At 58.0% G+C, this 21040-nt stretch carries 22 protein-coding genes and 1 pseudogene; 7 read left to right on the top strand and 16 right to left on the bottom strand.

From position 1 onward, the window contains the following. Positions 1-72: 72 nt before the first annotated feature. From AS026_RS38535 to AS026_RS38555, 5 genes are all read right to left on the bottom strand, one after another. Entirely contained in the window at positions 73-1383 is a 1311-nt protein-coding gene (locus tag AS026_RS38535) for an ABC transporter substrate-binding protein (RefSeq protein WP_062376389.1), read from the bottom strand. Between the two features lie 103 nt (positions 1384-1486). After that, positions 1487-2737, bottom strand: a complete 1251-nt coding sequence (locus AS026_RS38540; protein ID WP_062376391.1) for an alkaline ceramidase — start codon at positions 2735-2737, stop codon at positions 1487-1489. Next, entirely contained in the window at positions 2734-3876 is a 1143-nt protein-coding gene (locus AS026_RS38545; RefSeq protein ID WP_062376392.1) for an N-acetylglucosamine-6-phosphate deacetylase, read from the bottom strand. The genes AS026_RS38540 and AS026_RS38545 overlap by 4 nt, the downstream gene beginning before the upstream one ends. Next, a complete protein-coding gene (locus tag AS026_RS38550; protein ID WP_082728693.1) occupies positions 3876-4655 on the bottom strand; it encodes a sugar isomerase domain-containing protein in 780 nt (259 codons plus the stop codon). The genes AS026_RS38545 and AS026_RS38550 overlap by 1 nt, the downstream gene beginning before the upstream one ends. Then, a complete protein-coding gene (locus tag AS026_RS38555) occupies positions 4648-5436 on the bottom strand; it encodes a 6-phosphogluconolactonase (protein WP_082728694.1) in 789 nt (262 codons plus the stop codon). Before AS026_RS38555 ends, AS026_RS38550 begins: the two co-directional genes overlap by 8 nt. A 210-nt stretch (positions 5437-5646) precedes the next feature. Between AS026_RS38555 and AS026_RS38560 the strand changes: the two genes are divergently transcribed. Beyond that, positions 5647-6639 (top strand): LacI family DNA-binding transcriptional regulator, encoded by a 993-nt coding sequence (locus tag AS026_RS38560; protein WP_018859985.1) that lies wholly within the window; start codon positions 5647-5649, stop codon positions 6637-6639. A gap of 35 nt (positions 6640-6674) precedes the next feature. On the opposite strand, the pseudogene AS026_RS38565 reads toward AS026_RS38560, so the two are convergent. Next, positions 6675-6959 (bottom strand): annotated as a pseudogene (locus AS026_RS38565) (type II toxin-antitoxin system HipA family toxin); the annotation flags it as partial. Between the two features lie 150 nt (positions 6960-7109). On the opposite strand from AS026_RS38565, the gene AS026_RS38570 reads away from it, so the two are divergent. Further along, positions 7110-7376 carry a type II toxin-antitoxin system prevent-host-death family antitoxin gene (locus AS026_RS38570; protein ID WP_062376396.1) on the top strand — a complete coding sequence of 89 codons (267 nt, stop codon included), beginning with the start codon at positions 7110-7112 and terminating at the stop codon, positions 7374-7376. Between the two features lie 4 nt (positions 7377-7380). Here AS026_RS38570 and AS026_RS43895 read toward each other — a convergent pair whose 3' ends face one another. After that, positions 7381-7638 carry a hypothetical protein gene (locus tag AS026_RS43895; RefSeq protein ID WP_245307758.1) on the bottom strand — a complete coding sequence of 86 codons (258 nt, stop codon included), beginning with the start codon at positions 7636-7638 and terminating at the stop codon, positions 7381-7383. On the opposite strand from AS026_RS43895, the gene AS026_RS43900 reads away from it, so the two are divergent. Then, positions 7637-7813: a hypothetical protein gene (locus tag AS026_RS43900; RefSeq protein WP_245307759.1), complete on the top strand. Its 177-nt coding sequence runs from the start codon at positions 7637-7639 to the stop codon at positions 7811-7813. The two genes, AS026_RS43895 and AS026_RS43900, sit on opposite strands and share 2 nt — an antisense overlap. 216 nt (positions 7814-8029) lie before the next feature. Here AS026_RS43900 and AS026_RS38580 read toward each other — a convergent pair whose 3' ends face one another. Beyond that, complete coding sequence (locus AS026_RS38580) at positions 8030-8935, bottom strand: LysR family transcriptional regulator (protein WP_062376398.1); 906 nt, start codon at positions 8933-8935, stop codon at positions 8030-8032. A 196-nt stretch (positions 8936-9131) separates the two neighbouring features. Here AS026_RS38580 and AS026_RS40860 point away from each other — a divergent pair, with 196 nt between their 5' ends. The 4 genes from AS026_RS40860 (at position 9132) to AS026_RS38595 (ending at position 12880) form a co-directional block, all read left to right on the top strand. Beyond that, on the top strand, positions 9132-9395 hold the full coding sequence (locus tag AS026_RS40860; RefSeq protein ID WP_082728696.1) for a helix-turn-helix domain-containing protein: 264 nt from the start codon (positions 9132-9134) through the stop codon (positions 9393-9395). Positions 9396-9635: 240 nt separating this feature from the next. After that, entirely contained in the window at positions 9636-10448 is an 813-nt protein-coding gene (locus AS026_RS38585) for a glycosyltransferase family 25 protein (protein ID WP_062376400.1), read from the top strand. A 430-nt stretch (positions 10449-10878) separates the two neighbouring features. Continuing rightward, positions 10879-11436 carry a membrane-anchored protein gene (locus tag AS026_RS38590; RefSeq protein WP_245307760.1) on the top strand — a complete coding sequence of 186 codons (558 nt, stop codon included), beginning with the start codon at positions 10879-10881 and terminating at the stop codon, positions 11434-11436. A gap of 448 nt (positions 11437-11884) precedes the next feature. After that, the gene (locus AS026_RS38595; RefSeq protein ID WP_062376406.1) at positions 11885-12880 is read left to right on the top strand and encodes a KpsF/GutQ family sugar-phosphate isomerase; all 996 of its coding nucleotides are present in this window, start codon (positions 11885-11887) and stop codon (positions 12878-12880) included. A 217-nt stretch (positions 12881-13097) separates the two neighbouring features. On the opposite strand, the gene AS026_RS38600 is transcribed toward AS026_RS38595, so the two are convergent. From AS026_RS38600 to AS026_RS38635, 8 genes are all read right to left on the bottom strand, one after another. Further along, entirely contained in the window at positions 13098-13967 is an 870-nt protein-coding gene (locus tag AS026_RS38600; RefSeq protein WP_062376408.1) for a hypothetical protein, read from the bottom strand. Positions 13968-13991: 24 nt separating this feature from the next. Continuing rightward, the gene (locus tag AS026_RS38605; protein WP_062376410.1) at positions 13992-14564 is read right to left on the bottom strand and encodes an acyltransferase; all 573 of its coding nucleotides are present in this window, start codon (positions 14562-14564) and stop codon (positions 13992-13994) included. Between the two features lie 3 nt (positions 14565-14567). Beyond that, positions 14568-15266 (bottom strand): hypothetical protein, encoded by a 699-nt coding sequence (locus AS026_RS38610; protein ID WP_062376412.1) that lies wholly within the window; start codon positions 15264-15266, stop codon positions 14568-14570. Between the two features lie 689 nt (positions 15267-15955). After that, complete coding sequence (locus AS026_RS38615; RefSeq protein WP_205634513.1) at positions 15956-17326, bottom strand: DUF4910 domain-containing protein; 1371 nt, start codon at positions 17324-17326, stop codon at positions 15956-15958. 63 nt (positions 17327-17389) lie between these two features. Next, positions 17390-19129, bottom strand: a complete 1740-nt coding sequence (locus AS026_RS38620) for a hypothetical protein (RefSeq protein WP_131815375.1) — start codon at positions 19127-19129, stop codon at positions 17390-17392. 96 nt (positions 19130-19225) lie between these two features. Further along, entirely contained in the window at positions 19226-19918 is a 693-nt protein-coding gene (locus AS026_RS38625) for a class I SAM-dependent methyltransferase (RefSeq protein ID WP_062376416.1), read from the bottom strand. A 79-nt stretch (positions 19919-19997) separates the two neighbouring features. Next, positions 19998-20783 carry an AAC(3) family N-acetyltransferase gene (locus AS026_RS38630; protein WP_062376418.1) on the bottom strand — a complete coding sequence of 262 codons (786 nt, stop codon included), beginning with the start codon at positions 20781-20783 and terminating at the stop codon, positions 19998-20000. After that, the gene (locus AS026_RS38635; protein ID WP_062376420.1) at positions 20780-21037 is read right to left on the bottom strand and encodes an acyl carrier protein; all 258 of its coding nucleotides are present in this window, start codon (positions 21035-21037) and stop codon (positions 20780-20782) included. Before AS026_RS38635 ends, AS026_RS38630 begins: the two co-directional genes overlap by 4 nt. Between the last annotated feature and the right edge of the window lie 3 nt (positions 21038-21040).

Here is a 21040-nt window from a genome sequence, read left to right on the forward strand (position 1 = left end):
CCGACCCTTTGAAGCGCCCGGAACAATGCCATGTTGTCCCGGGCGGGCGATGTTGACGAAAACTGCCCGCGACTATTTCGCAAGCAGGCCTTCGCGGTCGAGGATGGTGTCCACTTCGTCGCTCGTCTTCTTCAGGAAAGCATCGATCTTGGCATCGTCGGTTGCGAGCGACGGATCGGCGAAGGCGACGACGAGCTGGGCGGCGACCCGGGTGAGGATTTCCTCGATCGGGCCGATCGAGGGCAGCGTGAAGAACTTGTAGCCTTCGGGATAGTCGACGAAGGCCGCAAAGGCCGGCTGCTTGGAGGTGACCGACGCATAGTCGACGCCCGAACGGTTCGGCAGCCAGCCGACATTCTGCAGCAGCCAGACGAGGTTTTCCGGCGAGTTCGCAGCCATGGCGAATTCCCAGCCGAGCTTGGCCGCGTCCTCGTCGCCGACGACATAGAGATTGGTCGGCAACGCGATCGATCCCGTCGGAAGCGGCGCCGTCGCATATTTCAGGTCGGGCGCCTTTTGGGCAATGTCGCCGATGACCCAGGATTCGCGAATGAACATCGCGGTCTGCCCGCGCTCGAAGGCATCGGCATCGGCCGGCATTTCCGGCGTTACCGATTTGTCGGTGAAGACAAGGTCCAGATATTGCTTGAGCGCCTTGCGGCCCGCCTCATTGGCGAAATCCGTCTTCCATTTGCCCTCGCCGGCAGGAACAAGAATCGCGCCGCCGTACTGATGCATGTTGGTCCAGAATTTCTCGGCAATGCCCTGGCCGCCCCCCGACAGACGCAAGCTCCAGCCGGAAACGGTCGGCTTGCCCGATCCATCGCGCTGGGTCAGCTTCCTGGCATATTCGGTGTATTCTTCCATGGTCTTCGGCGGCGTGGTCAGGCCGGCGGTCTTGAACATGTCGGTATTGTAGAAAAGCGAACCCTGCCCGCGAAAGAGTGGAACGCCGTAGACCTTGCCGTCATAGCTGGCGATATCGGTGAAGAACCTATCGAAATTCTTGGGATCCTTGACGAAGGCGGAAATGTCTTCCGGCGCCTCCGGCAGAATGTCGTTTTCAAGGTAGCGGGTGGCAGTTGAGCCCGAGAGTTCGATGACGGTGGCGCCTTCCTGGCCACCGCCGGTCAGGCCGAGCGCCACCCGCTTCTCGTGCTCGCGCAGGGCAATCGCCTCCACTTTCACGTCGAGGTCCGGATGGCTGGCCTTCATCCCATCGGCGACGTGCTGGTAGAAGGGCGCCATTTCCGGATAGCCGCTCCAGACCGTCAGCGTTTCGGCAGAAGCCGCCGTCATGCCGGCAGCGAACGTGCCGGCAAGGGCTGCGCTCAGGAGCAATACCCGGGTGGAAATCCTGGTCGTGACTGATGCGTTTTTCATATTCTGTTCCCTTGTTGTTATTGACAAAAAGCTCTCATGCAACCGGTTGCGTGTCAAGCTTGCGTGGTTTTTGACGTTTACCTGAATCCCCCTTGCTTCCTCCTCAATTGTCGGTCGCAAGTGCGATCGCGCATCCGGCAAGCGCTTCTGCGGCGCCCGGGGCAAAGCTCATCGGCAGCCCGTAATAGCGGTGCGCCTCATCGACCTCGTAGCCACCGAACCGGAACTCGCTCGCCGGCGGGATGTAACCCGGATTGTCATCTGCAAAACCGATGATGAAGGCGGGCCTTTCGCGTCCGAGCGCAGCACGGATGGACAGTGCCGTCTCGGCAAAGATTTCTCCTGGCAAGGCGACAACAGGCACACCGCCCCAGTCGAGAACCGTAACGCGCGCGGCAATGGGTTCGGGTACCACCGGCGCAATGGTTTTGGCCCAGTCGGCCCAATAGCTGAGCAGCGCTCTTTGGGCTGGTTCAGCGGTCAGAGCCTCAGTCCGCCAGCGTTGTTCAAGGGCAGCGGCTGTTTCTGTTTCGCGCCGCTCAAAACCAAGCGCAACCGTCCCGTTGCGCGCGCTCGTCCGATCGGACATCGGCTGTTCTTCGGCATGAAGCGCAGCTTCGGCGATCCTGCGGCCGACCTGACCGGCCGTGTCGAACGTGCGGTCCTGACTGGCCGAGAGCGTGATCGAGGCATGGGCAGAGTGACCGGTATTGGCGTCACCGACGCAGCCGGTCATGAACAGTGCGACGCCCCCCGGATATGCTTCCTCAAGGGCCTGACGGACGAAATGCGGATAGTCCGCAGTCCAATGGCGATTGTCGGCGCCCAGCACGACCGGATGGCAGGCATAGGCGGTAACAACCGCGATCATCGCGCCGTCCTCGCCGCAGATACGCAGCACCGGCAGGCATGTATCCACCGGCCCGCCGGGGTGGCGCCTGTTGCGGGCGACCCCCGGGTCACTGCCCTGCCCGACCGTGATCCGCGCTGGCCTTCGCAGGGCGGCCGCCTTGTCGATAACTGCCACGCAGGCGTCTTCCAGTCGTTCCAGATAGGCCAGATCGGCGGCGATGCTCAGCCTCCCCGCCATCGAAACCGGGCCCCCGTGCGTGTGAAGAGCCGCCACCACGATGTTTTCGGCTGGGAGCGCACACCGCTTGCGGATCCGTGCGCTCATCGCTGCATCGATGCCGATGACGTCGGCAACGACAACGGCAGTTTCGGCAATCACCACGGCGCGGACCGTCAAACCATCATGGGCGCCCTCGGCTGGCAGGGTCCGGGCCGCAAAGCCGGACATCGGCAAGCCTGGCGTCGGAGTGATGTCGATAATGGCAGCTCCGGCGCGGATCATCGGCAGAATGCCCTTTCACCGCGAACCCAGACCTCGCGGACCTGGAGCGCGCGATCGCCCTGCGACCAGTCGAAGCGGATGAGATCGGCCCTCGCACCAACATCCAGCCCCCCGCGCCCGCCGACGAACCGGCCGGGGTTGCGGGTGGCGAGCAAAAGCGCGTCTGCCAGAGGCAGGCTGGCCATTTCGGCAGCGATCGCGACATTTGCCGAAAGCGGCAGGCTGGCGCCGGCAAGATAGGGAGTGCCGGCGACACCGATCCGACCTTCCGGCGAGACCTCGACCGTGCCGCCGATCGATTGCTCGTAAAGTCCGGCCGGCATGCCGGCGAGCGCCACCATGTCGGATACGAGGAATGCGCGCTCCATGCCCTTGGCACGCAGCATGGCTTTGAACGTATCGGCCGACAGGTGCCAGCCGTCGGCGATGAAGCTGGCCGTCAGGCGATCGTCAGCAAGCTGCGCCCAGATGACGTTCGGATGGCGTGGCAAGACGGCCGCCGCGCCATTGCCAAGATGCGTGGACAGGCTTGCGCCGGCCGCCGCCGCCGCATGGATTTCATCGGGCGTCGCAGCCGTATGGCCGAGTGCGACGAGAATGCCTTTTGCGCTCAGGGCCTTGATATAGTCGATACTGCCTTCCAGCTCCGGCGCGAGTGTCACCATGGCGACGAGATTGCCGGATACCTTCTGCCAGCGCTCAAATTCGGCCATGGAGGGTGGCCGGACATGCGCCAGGGGATGCGCGCCGCGCGGACCATCCATGCTTGAGATCGATGGGCCTTCGACGTGCACTCCCGGCACCATCTCGGCGATCAGCCGGTGGCAGTCGCGGCTCTTGGCGATCACCTCGAGCGCCTGGAGGATCGCCGATTCCGAGGCCGTGACGAGTGTTGGAAGCCAGGTGGTGACGCCGACGCTCAACAGTTCCTCGCAGAGCGACAGCATGATCTTTTCCGTCACCGCGCCGGCATTGAGGTCGAAGCCCCGAAACCCGTTGACCTGCAGGTCGATCAGGCCGCTGGAGAGATAGCTCTTGTCCGTCTTTTCTGCCGGTCGGATCGCGGCTATCGTCCCGTCGAGAATATCGATGCTGATACCCTTTTGGCTGCGAGGATCGATGCCGTCGACGGTGACCATCAGAGCGCCTTCACCCGACCCTGGAAATTTTCAATGAAGCGGGCGTTTGCCTCGTCGCCGCCCGGCGCATTGCCGCTGCGCCAGACAGGCGGCTCGATGCCGCGCTCGGCGAGCCTCGCAACCGTGCGGATGACAAGGCAGTTCAGCGTGAAGGCGTTGGCGAAGGTGGAGACCGCCGCAATGTTTTCACCCATGCCGGGCACGCGGACAATGGCATCGCCGATCGGCACCTTGCAGTCGATCGCGATGTCGACGATTTCGTGCAGGTTCTGTTTTGTCGGGTGGCGGGCCGGATGATTGGGGGAGGTGTTGGCTGCATGCTGGAAAGAGCTGATACCGATCAGGAAGACGCCGCGCCGGCGCGCTTCCAGCGCCGCATCGATCAATGCGGCATTGATCCCGTAAGCGTTTACCAGGATCAGCAGATCGCCCTCGCCGAGGCGCTGATTGGTGATCACCACCTTGCCATAGCCTGGCGTGCGTTCGATCGCCATGGAGCGCAGCGCGCCGTTCGAAAGCAGCGTGCCTTCATCGAGGATGGCGCTGATGTGCATCAGCCCGCCTGCACGGAAGAAGACTTCCTGCGAGGCCAGGTTCGAGTGACCACCCGGCCCGTAGATGTGTACCAGACGATCGACGGCGATCTGATCGGCAAGCTTTGACGCGGCCTGATCGAGCGGCCCCCTCTCCTCTTCCAGCACCCGGCGCATCAGCGCCTGCGTTGCAGCAAAATAATCGGCGCAAAGCGCATCGGCATCAATGGCGTCGGTCTCAGGCATCGGGGTCGGAGTCCCTGTCTATATAGAGGGTGCAGGCCTCATGGTTGCGCAGGATGCTGGCCGGGCAATTGGTGCTGAGTGGCCCATGGAGGGTTTTCGACACCGCATCGCGCTTGACCGCGCCCGGCACGACGCAGAACAGACGACCTGCCCGCAGCAGGCGCGGCACGGTCAACGTAATGGCCCGGTGCGGCACCGATCCAAGGTCGGGAAAGCAATCGTCGTCCACCTGCTGCTGGCGGCAGACCTCGTCCAGCTCGACGATCTTCACGTCCAGAGGATCGTTGAAATCTGCAACCGGCGGATCGTTGAAGGCGATGTGGCCGTTCACACCGATGCCGAGGCAGATCAAGTCGATCGGCGCCTCGTTCAACAGCGATGAATAGCGCGCGATCTCCGCCTCGGCATCCGGCTCCGGCGTGATACGGTGGACCGCGGCAAACGGCAGCCGCGTGAAGACATGGGCGTCGAGCCAATTGGCAAACCGCGCCGGCGCAGCCGGATCGACGCCGACATATTCGTCCATATGAAAAGCCGTCACCCGCCGCCACTCGATGCCTGGCTGAGTGACGAGCGCCGAAAGCATCTCGGCCTGGCTGGGGGCGGCCGCAAACACCATGCGCACGCTCGACTGCCGTGACAAACATCCAACGAGTGCGCCGGCAATGTCTGCGGCAGCGGCAGCCCCCATCTCGGCCCGTGTGGCGAAGCTTTCGACCGTCAGCCGGTCGATGACCCGGCTTGCTTGCGGCGACGGACGGTGAGCGGTGGCAGGGTTCAAATTGGTCTCCACGTCAGGACATGGGAACAGGCATCGCACAGCCGCAATGACGGCGGCGTCCAGTCAAGTTCCCTTTGTTCTCGTTGGAGGGAGAATTCCATGCAACCGGTTGCATGTCAAGCGATTGAGTGGCAGTGTGTGAGCCTGTTGATTGATGCGGCTCCGAACTTCGTGGTAAGCGGAGCGTGAGGGCAAGGGTTTCCGGTCACCATGATAAAGCGTGCCAAGGGCGTTACCATCAGTCAGGTCGCGGATGCGGCCGGCGTGGCGCGTTCCAGTGTGTCGCGCGCCTTCACGAGACCCGGGATGCTGCTGCCCGAAACCGTCGAACGGATCATGAAGGCCGCCGAGGCCCTCGGTTATGTTCCCAATCACACGGCCCGCGCGCTCAGCACGGGGCGGCACGGAAATGTCGGCCTCATCGTCCCCGATATCGCCAATCCCTTCTTCCCGCCCCTCATTCAGGCTGCCCAGCTCGAAGCGGACCGCTCCGATTTCTGCATCTTCCTCGGCAATACCGGCGAAAGCCCGAAGCAGGAAGACAAGCTCGTCGGGCGTTTCGCCGGCCAGGTCGAGGGTCTGGTGCTGGCGTCCTCGCGACTTTCGGAAGACCGTATCCGCGCCCATGCCGAAAAGTTGCCGCTCGTGCTGATCAATCGCGATATCGCGGGCATTCCCCGTGTCCTCATCGACAGCAGCTCAGGCGTGCGCCAGGCTGTCGAGCATCTGGCGAAGCTCGGCCATCGCAGGATCGCCTATGTCAGCGGGCCGGCAAATTCCTGGTCGAACAAGCAGCGACGCGCGGCAATCCGCAGTGCGGCAACACCGGCCGGCATCGAGGTCGACATCGTGGCGGCAGCCCTGCCGAGTTACGAGTCCGGGCGCAATGTGGTCCAGGCGATCCTTTCGACTGGCGCGACAGCCGCTGTCGCCTTCGACGACGTGACGGCGCAGGGCGTTCTGGCCGGACTGTCCGAAAACCATGTCTCCGTGCCAGCCGATTTCAGCCTCATCGGTTGCGATGACGTGCTTGGCGCCGTCACCTTTCCGGCACTCACCTCGGTTTCGAACCGGTCCGTCGAGGCGGGCCGCGTCGCCGTTTCGCTGCTTCTCGACATGCTGCAGTCCCATGCCATACGCGACGTGCGCTGCGTTCTTGAGACCCACCTCGTCTTGCGCAGTACTACCACTGCTGTCGCCTGATCGCTGCCGCAAGACCAGGCCTTGACCAGATGCCTCTAGTGCGCGTGCGTCGCAAGTATTGGCGTCATCATCTTGACGTGCGCGTCGGTCCGCTCGAGCACCTTTATCGGAACGACCTCGCGCTCCGGCAGCATCCACCAGGTTTGGTTCACCCGCTCAACGGTTTTGGTCACCGCCTTGAGAGAGGCAGCCTCCGGCAAGCGCGCACGGTTAGCGAAGGCCATCCATCGTTGCACGCTCATTGCCTTGAAGGAGCGCTCGCCAGCCAGCGATAGCGCCATTGCATCTGCCGGGATGTAAGGAATGGTCGAGAGCTTATCTGGTCTCGCCCGAACAGGACTTATCAGGATCACGAGACACCGCCAAAACAGCGGCGCGTCGTTTCCGGCAAATACAGCATTGCTGTCATTGCTGGATTTCACAGCATCACTTTGACATATTCCGGGGAGCGACCTCGAAGGACTAAAGAGATGGCCAGCCGAAAGGGATCCTATACGACGAGCGATCTTTCGCGGAAGTTCGGCGATATCATCGCCGAGGCGCTTCGTCATCCCGTGACGATCACTCAGCGCAGCAAACCGCGTCTCGTTATCTTGAACATAAACGACTACGAGCGGCTCATTAAGGCCGCCGATGCCCGAGCGATCGGGTCGATCGACACCATGTCCGACGCCTTGTTTGCCGACATGGAGCGTGCGGTCGAACAATATGCTGAGGACGACGAGGTCGGGCGATGAGTGTTCACGACGACATCAGATTGCAGCCGTCATTCGCTATGCTTATCTCTGGCATCGAGAAGCAGGAAAAGGCGAGACGGAGGGACGCAAGGAGCGCCCCGTCGCGGTCGGCGTGCGGATAGCGCGTGCCGATGGTGACGTGGTGTTGTTTTTCCCGATCACCACGAAACAGCCCGAGCGGGACCGGTTCGCGTTCGAGATCCCGGCAATCGAAAAACGTCGCGCCGGCCTCGATGCAGATCGCCCATCTCTGGATCATCATGGACGAATTCAACAGCGACGTCATCGGTCACTTGTTCTATCTCGAACCGGAGCGGCCAATTGGCCGGTTCAGCAAGGCCTTCTTCCTGCCGATACTGCGCAAACTCATCGCCGTAAATCGCTCTCCGAAGTCAGCCGCCATCGCTAAGACGGCAATTCTCCATTTGAGCCCCTGAAACGGCATCAATCCTTCCGACAGGCAATGTGTTGATTGCGGCAGATGCGGTCATGCACAGTTGGTGGACGCGGAAACGCGCCCATTCTTCGTTACCGATATGGACGACGAACTTCGAATTCGACAGAGCACCCCAAAAGTATCTGACTCAGCAAAAACCGAAGACGTTGCGTTCGTTGCCTATGGCCACGACGCTGCTCAGGCGGCTCGGCCAGCGCTAACCCAGTGTGCCCTGCACCGAGCGCCTTGCCAGCGACCGTGCGATGTCGACGATGTCGTCGCGGCCAGCGGTTGGGTCTTCTTTGTTCCAGGCGATCCCAAGCCCGATCCGGAAGTCGATCCCGCTTACCTTCTTTAACTCAAAGCCGCGATTGGGAAGATCAAGCGTCCACTCCGGTGCAAAGCCGATGCCAAGCCCGGCGGAGACAAGCGACACCAGCGCATAGGTATCATCGCAGCTGAAGGCAATGTTGGCGGTGAGGTCGTATTCGGCGAACTTCTCATTGAAGTATCGTTCCGTGAAAGACAGGTTCTGCCGGTTAAAGGCGATGATCTTCTGAGTGCGCAGATCGTCGATGCTGATCTCGTCCCTGGCTGCCAGCGGATTGGCACGGCCAACCGCCAGATAGTAGCGCTCATGCGCAAGCGAGACGAAGCGCAACGAGCCGATGTTTTCCACCGGCCGGATGAAGCCCAGATTGAGCTGGCCGGTCTCCAGGCCGCGGATGATCTCGCCGGTATTGCCCGACGCGATGTGGATGCGGACATCGGGATACTTGCGGGCGATCTTGGCAAGGAAGGTTGGCAGCATGCCCATGGTGGCCGGGTAGATGCTGCCGATCCTGATCTGGCGGATGCGGCTGCCGCCGGCTGCCCGGGTCAGTTCGGTGGTCAGGTCGATGTCGCTCAGGATCCGCACACAGCGATCGTAAAAGGTTTCCCCTGCCCTGGTCAGTTCCACCCTTCTGGTCGAGCGGATGAACAGCGGGCAGCCAAGCTCCCTTTCCAGCGACATCACATGGTTGCTGAGGGCCGGCTGGGCAATCCGCATCCTGGCTGCCGCCCGGCCAAAGTGCAGTTCCTCGGCCACCGCTTTGAAATAGGAGAGTTGGCGTAGTTCCATGAAAGCTGCTTCCCTGCCTCAACAGCAACTGAGGGATGCGTGATTACCTCGCGTCGCCGAGCAGAACTAGGTATATTATCGCGCAGAATCACTGGCCGGGCACAACCGCGGCAGCGAACGGTATTTATCGGGTTACTATTGCCAGACTACACCAAGCTCCCTCCAAGTCAATACAAAATGTTTGGGGTTTTACAAAATGTCTATATCTGGGGCGCAATGTCGTGCCGCCCGAGGCCTCATTGGATGGTCGCAGACAGAACTATGCGAGGCTGCCGGCGTAGGTCGGGCCACGCTTGCAAACTTTGAGGCCCAAAAGTCAACGCCTTACGATCGGACGCTGCGTGATATTGAGTCGGCGCTGCAGGCCGCAGGGGTGACGTTCCTTGATGGCGATTATACTGGGTCCGGCGGCGAGGGTGTGAGACTTACACAACCGCCATCCACTTCGATCGAAGTTTAAAGAGAAGGGGTGGGAATGGAAGGGTTGTGTTATATACGGCAGCCTAGCTCTTACGGGCGCATCTCCGCCTGTGGATTTTTGAGTACGCCATTCCCCGTGTGATGAACCGGGAAAGGATTACCGGCGCCATCACGCAGTATTTGGCATGAATGCGCCACCGTCCTCCGTCGAGGTTCCGCTAGGTCACCAGGAGATTGATTGATAAGGTTCCGACGAAATGACCTATGAGGCGGAGCGGCAGTGAAGATTCTCATTATCAGTCGGAAAGCCGAGCAAAGAAGACGACAGTTTCAATCGCGGCAAATGCAAAGGCTGGGACTGGATTTCGAGTTTCTCGACGCGTTCGAAGCAAGCGACCTGTCCGTCGACGACTGCCAAGCAGCAGCAAACACCTGGCCGAGTCCGACGCTTCGCGAGGATATCGCCTGCTTCACCTCGCACAGGCTCGCCTGGAAAATCATTGTCGAGCGGAACGAACGAACCCTGATCCTCGAAGACGACGCAGTACTGTCCTCAGGTTTTGCTGACGCGATCAGGACCATCGAGGCTCGGCGCGACAATTGGGACTGGGTCTATGACCTCGAGTTCGCGCCACGCCCGCATATCCTTGCAAAATCAGCAGTTTGGACCGACGGCATGCACCGCGCGACCAGGGTGTTTCAGAACCGCGTCGGCAGCGCCGGCTATGTCATCGGCCCACGTGCGGCTGGGAGAATGCTCGATGATACGAAGACCTACTCCCTGCTCGACGCTTACTTCTGGCATCGCGGCTGGCTGAAAGCCTACCAGATTGAGCCGACACCCGTCATTCAAATGCAATTTCTCGAGGGAACCCCCGACAACTCGGCTTTTGTGCGCAAATCGATAGACCGGGAATATTTGCCCCAAAGCGAGCTACGCAGGAAACTGATGCGGCTTCGCCTTGAAGGTATCAAGGCGAGAAATCTGGTCAGGGGTTGGCTTGGCGGCGAAACGCGCCCGCTCCAAATCGACCGGGCAAGCTTTGCGGCCGATCTCGATATCAAGCCGCCGGCAGTGACGGCCTCCCCCTGACCAGCACCTCTGCCCCAAGCTCTCTAGCCGCGGTCGAAGAGCTCCGGTGCGATAAACCGGAGGACATAGTCCGCATGTGCGGCGCGCAGACGACTTCTCAAACAGATGTCGTTTTGGCAGGTGCGGCAGCAGACCGGCATCCGGAGCCAAATCATCTCTAATCGGGCTAATATGCTTGTCTTTGCACCCGGTTTGTTCAACGATTGTACCAGTCGCGGAATCAGGATGTCGAGTTTAAGGAATTCTGAGCATGTTGGATGTTGATGGACTGACACGCACCAGGCGCTATTTTACGCGCTGGGTGCGGTATCGGCTCGCGGCACCACGAGTCCCCAACCTAGAGCGCCTCCTTCTTGGAAAGACGGTTGTCGTTACTGGCTCTGCGCCCTTCTCCACCAAGCCTCTGGGCTGGGACGATTCATTTCGGGTATTGACCATCAACGCCTCCCAAATTGCTGCTCAGGGCTGGTTGCCTCACCCGCCTGATGTGACATTGATGCAGTTCAATCAGATTGAAGGGCTCAATCCCGCTGCAGTCGAGGTTCGCCGGGTGCTACAGCATCAGAAAACCGGACTTCTTTGCCTTCTCAATTGGCGACATGAGCGGGAGCGGCTCCTTAGAGGACTTGAGGCGTTCGACTACCGTTACAACGAACTGACACTGATCAGCCGCCATGAACGCATTGCCCTGATGCATCGGATGACGGGAAGATTGAACCTGGAACTGGAAGGCGAGGCCAAGTGGTCAAACGGCATTGTTGGTGCGGCTCTTGCGCTGGCGAGCGGGGCAGCAAACGTGGTTCTCACCGGGATCGACCCTCTTTCCAAGGGCCACAAATACAACTCGTTGAATCTGTCTCGCATGCATCAAGAAACAGATTTGGAAGCACTGCAAATATTTCGCGACCAGAGGTTGCCCGTCTTCACGGCTGATCCGAACGTTGCCCAGTCGGTCGGGTTGCCCTTATGGGATCCGCGAACAACCTAGCCTTTTCGACAGCATGGAGCCTCAGCGGTCGCGCCGCCGGGCCAATTTCGTAGCCACGTTGGATCATCCTCCTTGAGACGCTGTTAGGTCCAATCTCGCAGCCACGACAAATATTGTTCCGCCAGGACTTCCCGCGGCTCCAACGCGCCCCGCCAATCACGACCTGAGTGTTCCCGCCACCCCCGGGCAACGGCCACCGCAGGCACGATCTGATCGGATGAATCGATAAGGCAGCGGCCGTTGGCCACCTACCCTTCATTGTGCTCGAGCAACGAGGCACTGCACCCACAATCATGCCGACGGGTCTTTCGTTCGCCTTCCGCAAGCGTTCCCGGGATCTGTCTCCTACGACGCGATTCAGCGAAAAGTCTGCAGCCTATCGGCTTAGAAAGCAGAGTGCGTCGCTCGCGAAATAGACTTGGCGGCTGAAAACAGCTAACACCGTACCATGAACAAGATAGCAGTAAATGTCATCGAGGATAGTGTTCTGGCCTCTGCGAGGCGGACGGTTGGCACCGAGAGGCAGGCTCTTGAGGTACTGGAGCGTGCTTTCGACGATGGTCTCGCCGCTCCGTTTATGCGTGCCATCGAAATGATCAACGGGATCACCGGTCGCGTGATCGTCACCGGCGTCGGCAAGAGTGGTCACATCGGGGTGAAGATCGCGGCCACGCTGGCTTCGACCGGGACACAAGCGTTCTTCGTCCACGCGGCTGAGGCAAACCACGGCGATCTCGGGATGATCAGCACGACCGACGTGGTTCTTGCCTTTTCCAAGGGCGGGGAAAGTGCCGAAATTCGCAGTATCGTCGCCTATACGCGCCGCTTCTCGATTCCCCTGATCGCTGTCACCTGCTCGGAGAAGTCGTCGCTTGCGTCAGCGGCCGACATCATTCTGCTGATGCCGAACGAGGCAGAGGCCTGCCCGCATGGACTTGCACCGACGACCTCGACATTGATGCAGCTCGCCATGGGTGACGCGCTGGCAATTGCGCTTTTGGAAGCGCGCGGTTTCTCCGCCCGCGATTTTCATGTTTTCCACCCGGGTGGCAAACTCGGTGCAAGTCTCAGCCATGTCGCCGATATCATGCATACGGGCGATCGCGTGCCGTTGGTGCGCAGGGGGACGTCAGTCCCGGAAGCCATCTCCACGCTCTCGCGCAAGCACTTCGGTTGCGTTGGGATCATGGAGGACGACGGTCGTCTTTGCGGCATCGTCACGGAAGGCGACCTTGCTCGCAACCTGACGCGCAATCTCTCCGAATTGCTGGTTGACGATATCATGACCCGAACGCCGAAGACTGTGAAGCCGAACGTGCTGGCAACCGCGGCGCTGGCGAAGCTCAACCAGCACAGCATCGGGGCACTGATCGTCATCGATGACGACAACCGGCCGATCGGCCTCGTGCATTTCCACGACCTCCTGCGGATTGGTGTAGCCTGATCAAGTCGAAGTGAAGGCGGTTCGTCTGGGCGCGAGTTTCGGTGAAGACGCAGGATGAACACCGCTCACTTGGCGCGGGCCCTTCAGTGAGACAGGCGAAGGACGAGGTCCACCAGGATGACGAGATTTCGGATCATATCGTTGAGACCGCTGGCTGCCGGGTTTCAAGCCAACCTGTCATCTCATAGTGCCAGGCGCCTGATGGCTAGGTGAATACCTATTTGCCTTCCATCGCATCCCATCGCCGCTGTTTTCGCGTCTTCGGCTTCAGTTTCTTGTAAGTCCTGTCGATGAAACGCAAAAACCTCGTCACATGCATCAGCCGGTCAACGATCGAGCTAAGGTTCACAAGGCGCTCCGACAGCACTTCGTTCGCCGTCAGGGCAATTTCGCCTGGAGAATATTCCGGAAAGTGCGTCGCCAGATCGGCATAAGGATTGGTCCGTTCGCGGCCGATGATGTCAATCTTCCCGCGCCGATACATGAGCCGCAAGACCACCTGTTCATACGTCCAATCGTGAACGTCGAGAACCTGATAGCGTTCACTTCGTTTGGACGAGAAGCCAGCCAGCGTGATCGTTGCAGGCAGGTGAAGGTTGGCGAGCCAGAAGCACAGCGCAAATCCGCTCGTCGGAAGACTTGTCTTCGGATAAAACGGAGCAAACAGGGCCGTCAAATCGAGATGCCTGACGGCCACGCCTCCGAATTCGGATTCTGGGCTAAACTTTTCGCGATCACCAATTGCCAAATTGATGATCCCGAGGAAGCTGTTCTTGTCGAAGTATTGGACGACCCTCGACACTTTACCGCTTTTGACGAGGTTTGCTCCCAACGTTCCGCTTCGCGACACCAGAATGGCGCTGCGCATGAACGGTTCGCTCAGGACCTTGTAAACCTTGTTGAAGAAGATGAAGAGTGTCGTCTCCGGAAACCGCGAGGTTAGCTCGTTGATATCGACCTCATCGCTGTTTGCGACCAAGACGATGTGACTATAGCCGAGAAAAAACGATCGCCATTCCTCCGAGTTGATTTCCCTCGGAGGAGTTGCATTCGTCGCCTCTAGATCGTTGACGTTAGGTCCGCTCATCGTTCAACCGTATGTGTTGTCTTGCTAGCCAAACGCTTGCACCGGAACGGGGCGATCAACGCTCTCGGTTCTCGCATGTTTGCCTGTCCTTGTTTTTACAAGGCGCGCAGGTGCTCCGACATACACACCATAGGGAACAGTTGTCCCCTTCACCACAGTGTTTGCCCCGATCACCGTGCCACGGGCAATGTGAGAACCCGCGAGCACCTTGGCGCCCGCTCCAATCCAGACATCGTCACCAATCACAACAGCCTCTTTCCTGATAGACTGCAAGCGTATTGGCACCGTCGGATCCTCGTAGTTGTGCTCAAACGCAACTATGACGACGTGGGCAGCGATGCGCACATTGTCGCCGATCCTGATTCCGCCGTGTCCCAGCAGAATAGAATAGTCATTGATCGAGACATCATTTCCGATGTTGATGTGCCCACTTTGAGCATCGACGATCACGCCACAACGGGTCGTAAACCTGTCGCCAATTTCTATGCGGCCCCGGCCTCGGAATCGAGGCCAATAGCGCATATTGGGTGCGTTTCCGATGCTGAAGGAGCGGCGCGACAGCATCCAGCGGAGCTTGACAAGAAAGCCGAGATTCAAGCGTCACACCGGAGCGAACCGAGGATCGATGGCGAGCGCCTTGCCGAGCCACTTGTCAGCGTATTCAACCTCCTGCCAGTTTTTGAACCACGGGCCCCCATTGGTGTAATGGACGCCCTTGGGATAGCCGGTGGCTGGCTTTGAACTCCAACCTTCCAGCCAGTTCCACTCTTCCGGAATTTCGCCGATCTCGCTGTCATCGGCCCATTGAAGGCGATGCAGAAACGCACCCGTTTCAGCATTGATCAGTTCCGGCGTCAGCTTGCGAGTGGACGGATGGTCACAATTGAAGAGCATGAACGACGACCAATTCTTGCGTGGGTATGTCGTCTGGACCTTGCCATCCATCTTCACGCCTTCCTTTGGCGTGTAGTCATGATGGACGCATGCAACGGCCTGATCCTCATTCCGATACTGCAGCAGGTCAGCCACGTCTCCAAAGAACAGGAAATCGCAATCGCAAAACAGGGCCCAGCCCTTGTAACCGGCAAGCCACGGCGTGAAGAAGCGCGAATAGGTGAACTCGGTCGAGGCCAGGGGATCAACTGATCGCGTATAAACACCGCGATCAACGAGCTCCTGCAGCTTGATCGGGTGCACATCGACGTCGATCGACGCGTGCTCCAGCAGCGATTCCTTCGCAACCTGGTAGGCAATATCTTCTCGGGAATCCCAACCAATATAGACCGACAGTTCCGCCATACGAGTTCTCCTTGCATTAGGTTCTGTGAAGGTAGACGACGAAGGGTTGCAGACGTCATAGACCAGTACATGGTCGCCGTGAAGGCTTGTCCGGACCAATTCACGGAAATACTCTGTCGGATGGTGTTCGGGGCTCTTACCGCGGCAGCTCGCGTGGTAGGTATTCCGGACGATTGCCGTCGTATTGAAGCCGGCGCCGCGCGCATGGCGATGACACGACCAGAATCAAGGAGAGATTCGACGACGCATGACAGATCGCTATGGCCATGTTCGGTGGCTTTGGCTTCAGGCGACGCGACGCGACAAACCCCTTATTGTCGCGGATGAAAAATGTGCATTCACGTTCAGCAGCACAGAAAGTCCTTTTTCATCGCCGTTTCCAAAGTCCGGCAATTTCCTTCACGTGATCACATTAAGTCAACCCTTTGCATGCAGTCAGCGAAAAGTTGCGGCTGAATCCGAAACCTGTTTACGCCCACGTCGCCACAGCGAAAATTCCGATGTAGAGTACCGCCATAAAGAGAATGAGTAATTTCGGCCGCAGCACGTCGCTCTCCTATAAGCCGGATGAACTGCACCCCAATTCGACCGGACACTCAGAATAACCAGGAAGGCTAAAGCTCGGGCGGACTGTACCTTGTTCTTAGACATGCCTAACCTTGGCAAAGATCCAGGAGATTAGCTAACCCTTAAATATTTGATGGCTGGACGGTAAGCGAGAGGTCGTCGACAAGCCCAGCTTCAACTAGTTTCAGGACGATGGGGTAGATATCCCAGATCGCCGCGCCGACCCTATTGGACACCTCCAGAAGTGATGTTCTGCCGTCGAGCTGAGAAATAACGTTCATCATCAGCCGGACGGTTTCGCCCGAATTCTTTGTGGAAATAGTGGGATAAAGGCCCCGCTTTCCAAGCTGCGGCTCGCCGAGAACGTTGATCTTGAAATGACGATCCTGTTCCGCCGCTAAAATTGCCCCCTGAACGACTCGAATAGCTCCCGCAAGGCCGGCAGGTGAAATAAGATCCAGATTGTCGAGTGACGTATGATATTCCGGATAAGCCCCGTATTTGGAACGCATAATTGAGGCAACTGGCAAATCGATATCGGGAGCGCAATATTGCCGTTCGTCGCTGCCACGGTCCCACCAGGAATAGCGCTCAAACTCGCCAGCGACATGCTGTAAAGCGTGGAGAGCCGCACGATCTGCTAGCGTATTGCCGTCCCTCGAGGGCAGAAAGGAATAGGCGCGGTCGTCGCCCACGCAGGTGATGTTGAAGCCCGCACGCACTCTCTCTTTCATAACCCCTAGATTGTGACTGAGATAGCAAATAGAGCCAATCGTTTCAGGGATAAATACAACGCGAAATGAATAAGGAAGCCTATCTCGTGAGATTAGCCACTTGACAATCTCGGTTGCAACAACTGGACCAGAAAGTTCATTGTTTGCCATGGAGGGATGACAAATGTAGGTGGATAGGAAAAGCTCTTCGACGCTATCGCCAGCTATTAGAACTTCGCCATAATTCAGACTGCCAGGCGCGAGCGTAGCATCAATCCGAACCCGATATTGTCCAGGTTTCAGCGACAACCGCTGATGATGACTGAGGCAAAATCCCCATCGGCGGGAGTAATAGGACGTAACATAGGGTATTGCGTCCGGCTGGTCTGGAAGCGAATAAAGATGCGCTTGCAGCTCGTCCAAGGGCAATTCGCAGTTTACAGGCTCCGAATATCCCATCAGATGGAGATTGTTGATCTTGAAATCGATGATACGATTGCCTTCCGGATCTTCGATGTAGGCCTCTCGAACTTCCCATTCGTCCGGCACGACCCAATCGAAAGCCTGTGTTCCTGAAGGAACGGCATGAGTGGTCAACTCCGGCATTTCCCGCGTCAATATCGCAAGAGTTTGCCTCACGCCGGGTCCGGTGATCGACCGATTTATCGGAAACAGCTCGCAAGCCAAATTGTAGGCAGCTTGGCCCGATTCGCGCGCAGCGTCGGAATTCATTGGTTCAACGATTCTCGCAAGCTCACCGCCAGGCGCGCCACCATGCATTTCTTACTCCCACAATAGCCTGACGCAGTCCTCCGCAGACGCCACCACACCAGGACCCAATCTTCAAATAACCCCACGAGGAAAATTCGTCTCGGTCTTGTACCAACGAAGATGCTGCTCCGCCAGCATATGATAGTAGGCCGGATCGGCACAGGACCTGATTTGCCCGATGACGAAATCGGTATCACCGACTTGCATGTGCTCAGCATCGAGGGCGGTATAGTCGACAATAGGAAACTCCCGAACGATCAAGCCAGGGATGCCGCGCCCGATCCCTTCCAAGAGCGCGGTCGAGCCCAGCGAGACGGTTGAGAATATCATGTTTGGGAGATCCAGTTCCTTTGTGGTCTGCTCGGTGAAGCGAAAACGATGGCCGATCGGGAAAAACTGTTCAAGCCAATCGGCCTCTTCCCAATAGGCCTTCGGCTTAACAAGAACCTGAAATTTGTCCGGCAACCCGGCGAGTGCTCCAAAAAATTTCTGCAACGCCGCCTTATGCGCACGACAATCCAGCGTCGGCATTCGGTTGAGCCGGTGCGCACCAGCAAAAACCACTATGTGAACGGGCTCTCCCGCCGCGTATGAGCGCGCGGTCGAAGCCTCCGAAAGCATGAAACTCGAGTCGATATTGACGATTTCAGAAGTGAGCACTCTAGACCACATCCGCTTGGCGCTCGCCGTAACAGCAGTCACACCGGCCAATGCATCGTGTTTTTGAAAGGGAACATGGCCAGCATTGGAAGAGTGCGGCCACAAACGGATATTTCCGCCAGCGGCAGCGACGGCGTGGCTGATAAGCGCGCCCTCGAAAAATAAATGATCGCAGACATGGGCCTCGCGGGCCGTGGAGGCAGCTACTGCTTTATTGGCATTCTCCCACGCGGCCTTCGACAGCCCTCCAACAAATGTCAGGAAGGCATCGGTAAGTTTGGGAAGTGGATCAGAGGGAGCGAAGATTGAGAATGCCTTGTGGGCTAAGACAACATCGAACGACACTTTGATGGAAGGCGGGTTGTCAACTTCGCTCCATAGATGGATATCTGCTGACGCTGCTGATGCCGGGTCACGCACGGTCCCGACGAGAGCAGCCCGCCCAATCGCACAACGCACCTTGTGGGGATCACGCATTCCATCCGGCTCGAAAACCTTCTCGAATGTTGTCGTGGGGATTTTGGCGTCCACCTTCGAATGCCACCAGGCGGAGTTTGCGACAAAATTCAGTTCGCCTTTTCCGCCGGAAAACCGGTTCGACAGCTCTTGAGACCTGGCAAGCAGAAAACTTCTAGCACCGCGCCGCCTCAGTTCCGCAACCAAAATGAAGGGCTCAAGTTCATTGTATGCCCAGTGATTGAGACATGTTACTCGCCCGTGGTCGATGGGGACAACAATAAGGTTCTCGCCAAACTTCTTATGCAGAAACCGTGCGAGATGACGCATCGGCAAGATAACGCTGATCTCGGTCCAAACGGCAAAAAACCACGCAGCCTCCAGGGCCGCAGCCTCGGTCGGTGAATTTGGCGCCAGTACCCGAGCGAGACGTCGACATATCCTGCCCGATAACGCCAGTGACAGGCGTATACATTCGGAAAGCTCAAAGGCGCCAAGAGCGTAATCGCCGTCGTCATTCAATACATCGATAGCTTTTCTATCCAAAACCACAGACCAGTTAAGCAAACGATCATAGAATTTGGTATCTTTCGCAACTATAATATCCGAAAAAGACGTATTCTTTAGACGACGATCAAAATTTCTACGTCGGAAAAAGTCAGCTATCCTAGATAAAATGGTTCTCATCTTCTTCAACGGAACAGTGGCCCGGCATCGCAATTTTTGCAGAAGCCCACGTTGCCGATGGTACCGACTAATCGTCTCCTGGCCGACTTTTCTCATTGGACTGGATCAAACCTTTCGCTGCGCACAAAAGACGTGCCAGTGATAGGGCAATCCAAACCACTCCATGTCGAGATCAGCATGGCAGAAGTTTTCGAATTTCGGTTCGAAAGACTCAACAAGATCGGCACGGTCTTCGATACAGCGCATGATTTCGCCATCGCGCAGACCGAAATAGTCGTTCGCAATGATGCGATAGCCGGTTGCGTCACTCGCCCTCGAATCTCGGAAAATGAAGTTGGTTTTCTTTGGAAGAGAAGCGACGATCCAACCGCCGGGTTTTAAGACCCTGGCCATCTCCGCGACGTGGGCACCAAACCTCGGGCCGCTAAGCGACATGTAGTAGCAGCTGTTCCATGTCAGCAGACGGTCGAAAAACGAATCCTCGTATGGCAGGGAACCCGCATGACCGGCGCGGATGTCTACTTTCACGTCGTAGGCTTCCATCCGTCTGCGTAGCGTGCTGCAAATTGTCTCGCTGACCTCGACTGCGCAGACATTGAAGCCTAGTCCGCTCAGGAATGGCAGATGTCTGCCGTCGCCGCAGCCCATATCCAAAATGGAAAGGTTAGCATGAGCGCGCGGCATCGTAAGCGCAGGAAATGTCCCCTTGAATATCCTTATCACGCCTTCCGCTGGGTAGGCGATCGGACTATCGCCCGAATAAAGCTCACCCCAGGCCTTTTTTGAATCATAGCCCATTCCAACCCCCATTCATATGAATCTTGTGCGACCGACCCGTCGCTGCGGCCTCACGCGCCCAGCATCGACGCCATAGTTTTCAAACGACCGGCTTCTCGTGCCGGGCGGTCAATATATAAGGATTACTCTCGAGCAACTCGCCGAGAAAATCGCGTGCCTTTCGACATGATTGCGCAACAATCTGTCCGCGTCCAAGCGGCACTATCTTTGACAGTCCGGCGGCGACGGATGCATTGTGATAATGTTCAAATTTTGGAACGGCATTGGGATCGGCAAGCGAGCGGCCACTGTAGACGATTTTCGCAGCGCGCGGCCTACCATGGTCGATAATCGTTCCCATCATCGGGATATCGGAGCGATAGGCGACGCCCAACTCACGTTCCACCCAATGCAGATAGGTAGAGCCGCTATCGAGATTCAGATTGCATATAGTGGCATCGGCCTCGTGGAGCCGTGCCCAGATGCTGCGGGGACCAAAGCAGATCGGGTCAATATCGCGAGTGAGACGGTCAGCTGAACCACCCAGAGCCACGACAGAAAGCATCGGATCCGCGGAACGGCACCCCATTCCGTTTGCAACGAGCCAGTTGCCCAGCCCGGAGGTCGTTGAAACACTATTCTGAAGATCGAAAATGCCATCCTGTTTATCGGAGCTGAACGAATAGGTAAAAACAGGCAAAACAAGGGTCCCGTCCGGTCCAAGAACGGACTCAAACGCCGCGAGCATGATATCGATAAGCTCGGACATATTCGCGGCGCCGGCTACCGGGCCGAAAAACGCTATATTGGCATGGCTGAAAACAGTCATTCCTGCGGTCAGCCCCGCAGACCGCAGGGCTTCAACAATATCGCCCTTAGTAATCATGCTACGCTTTTCAAGTTCTCAACGACCTCGGCCAAACCTCGAATGGTTTGAAGGCGTCGATCCTGAAACGCCTCGGGCGTAAATGTGAAGCCGAATTGCGCCTCCGCTTCGAGTAATAAATTCATCAGCGCCATGGAATCGAGACGCCCCGAGGTAAAGAGATTTTCACCGAGCCTTGCTTCCTTGCCGAGCACGGAAAAGCTCGGATCGATTTGCTCAACGAAGGTACATGCCCATTCGGTCAGGTCTGTCACTGT

Origin of the sequence: Rhizobium altiplani (assembly GCF_001542405.1) — a bacterium.
GTDB lineage: Bacteria > Pseudomonadota > Alphaproteobacteria > Rhizobiales > Rhizobiaceae > Rhizobium > Rhizobium altiplani.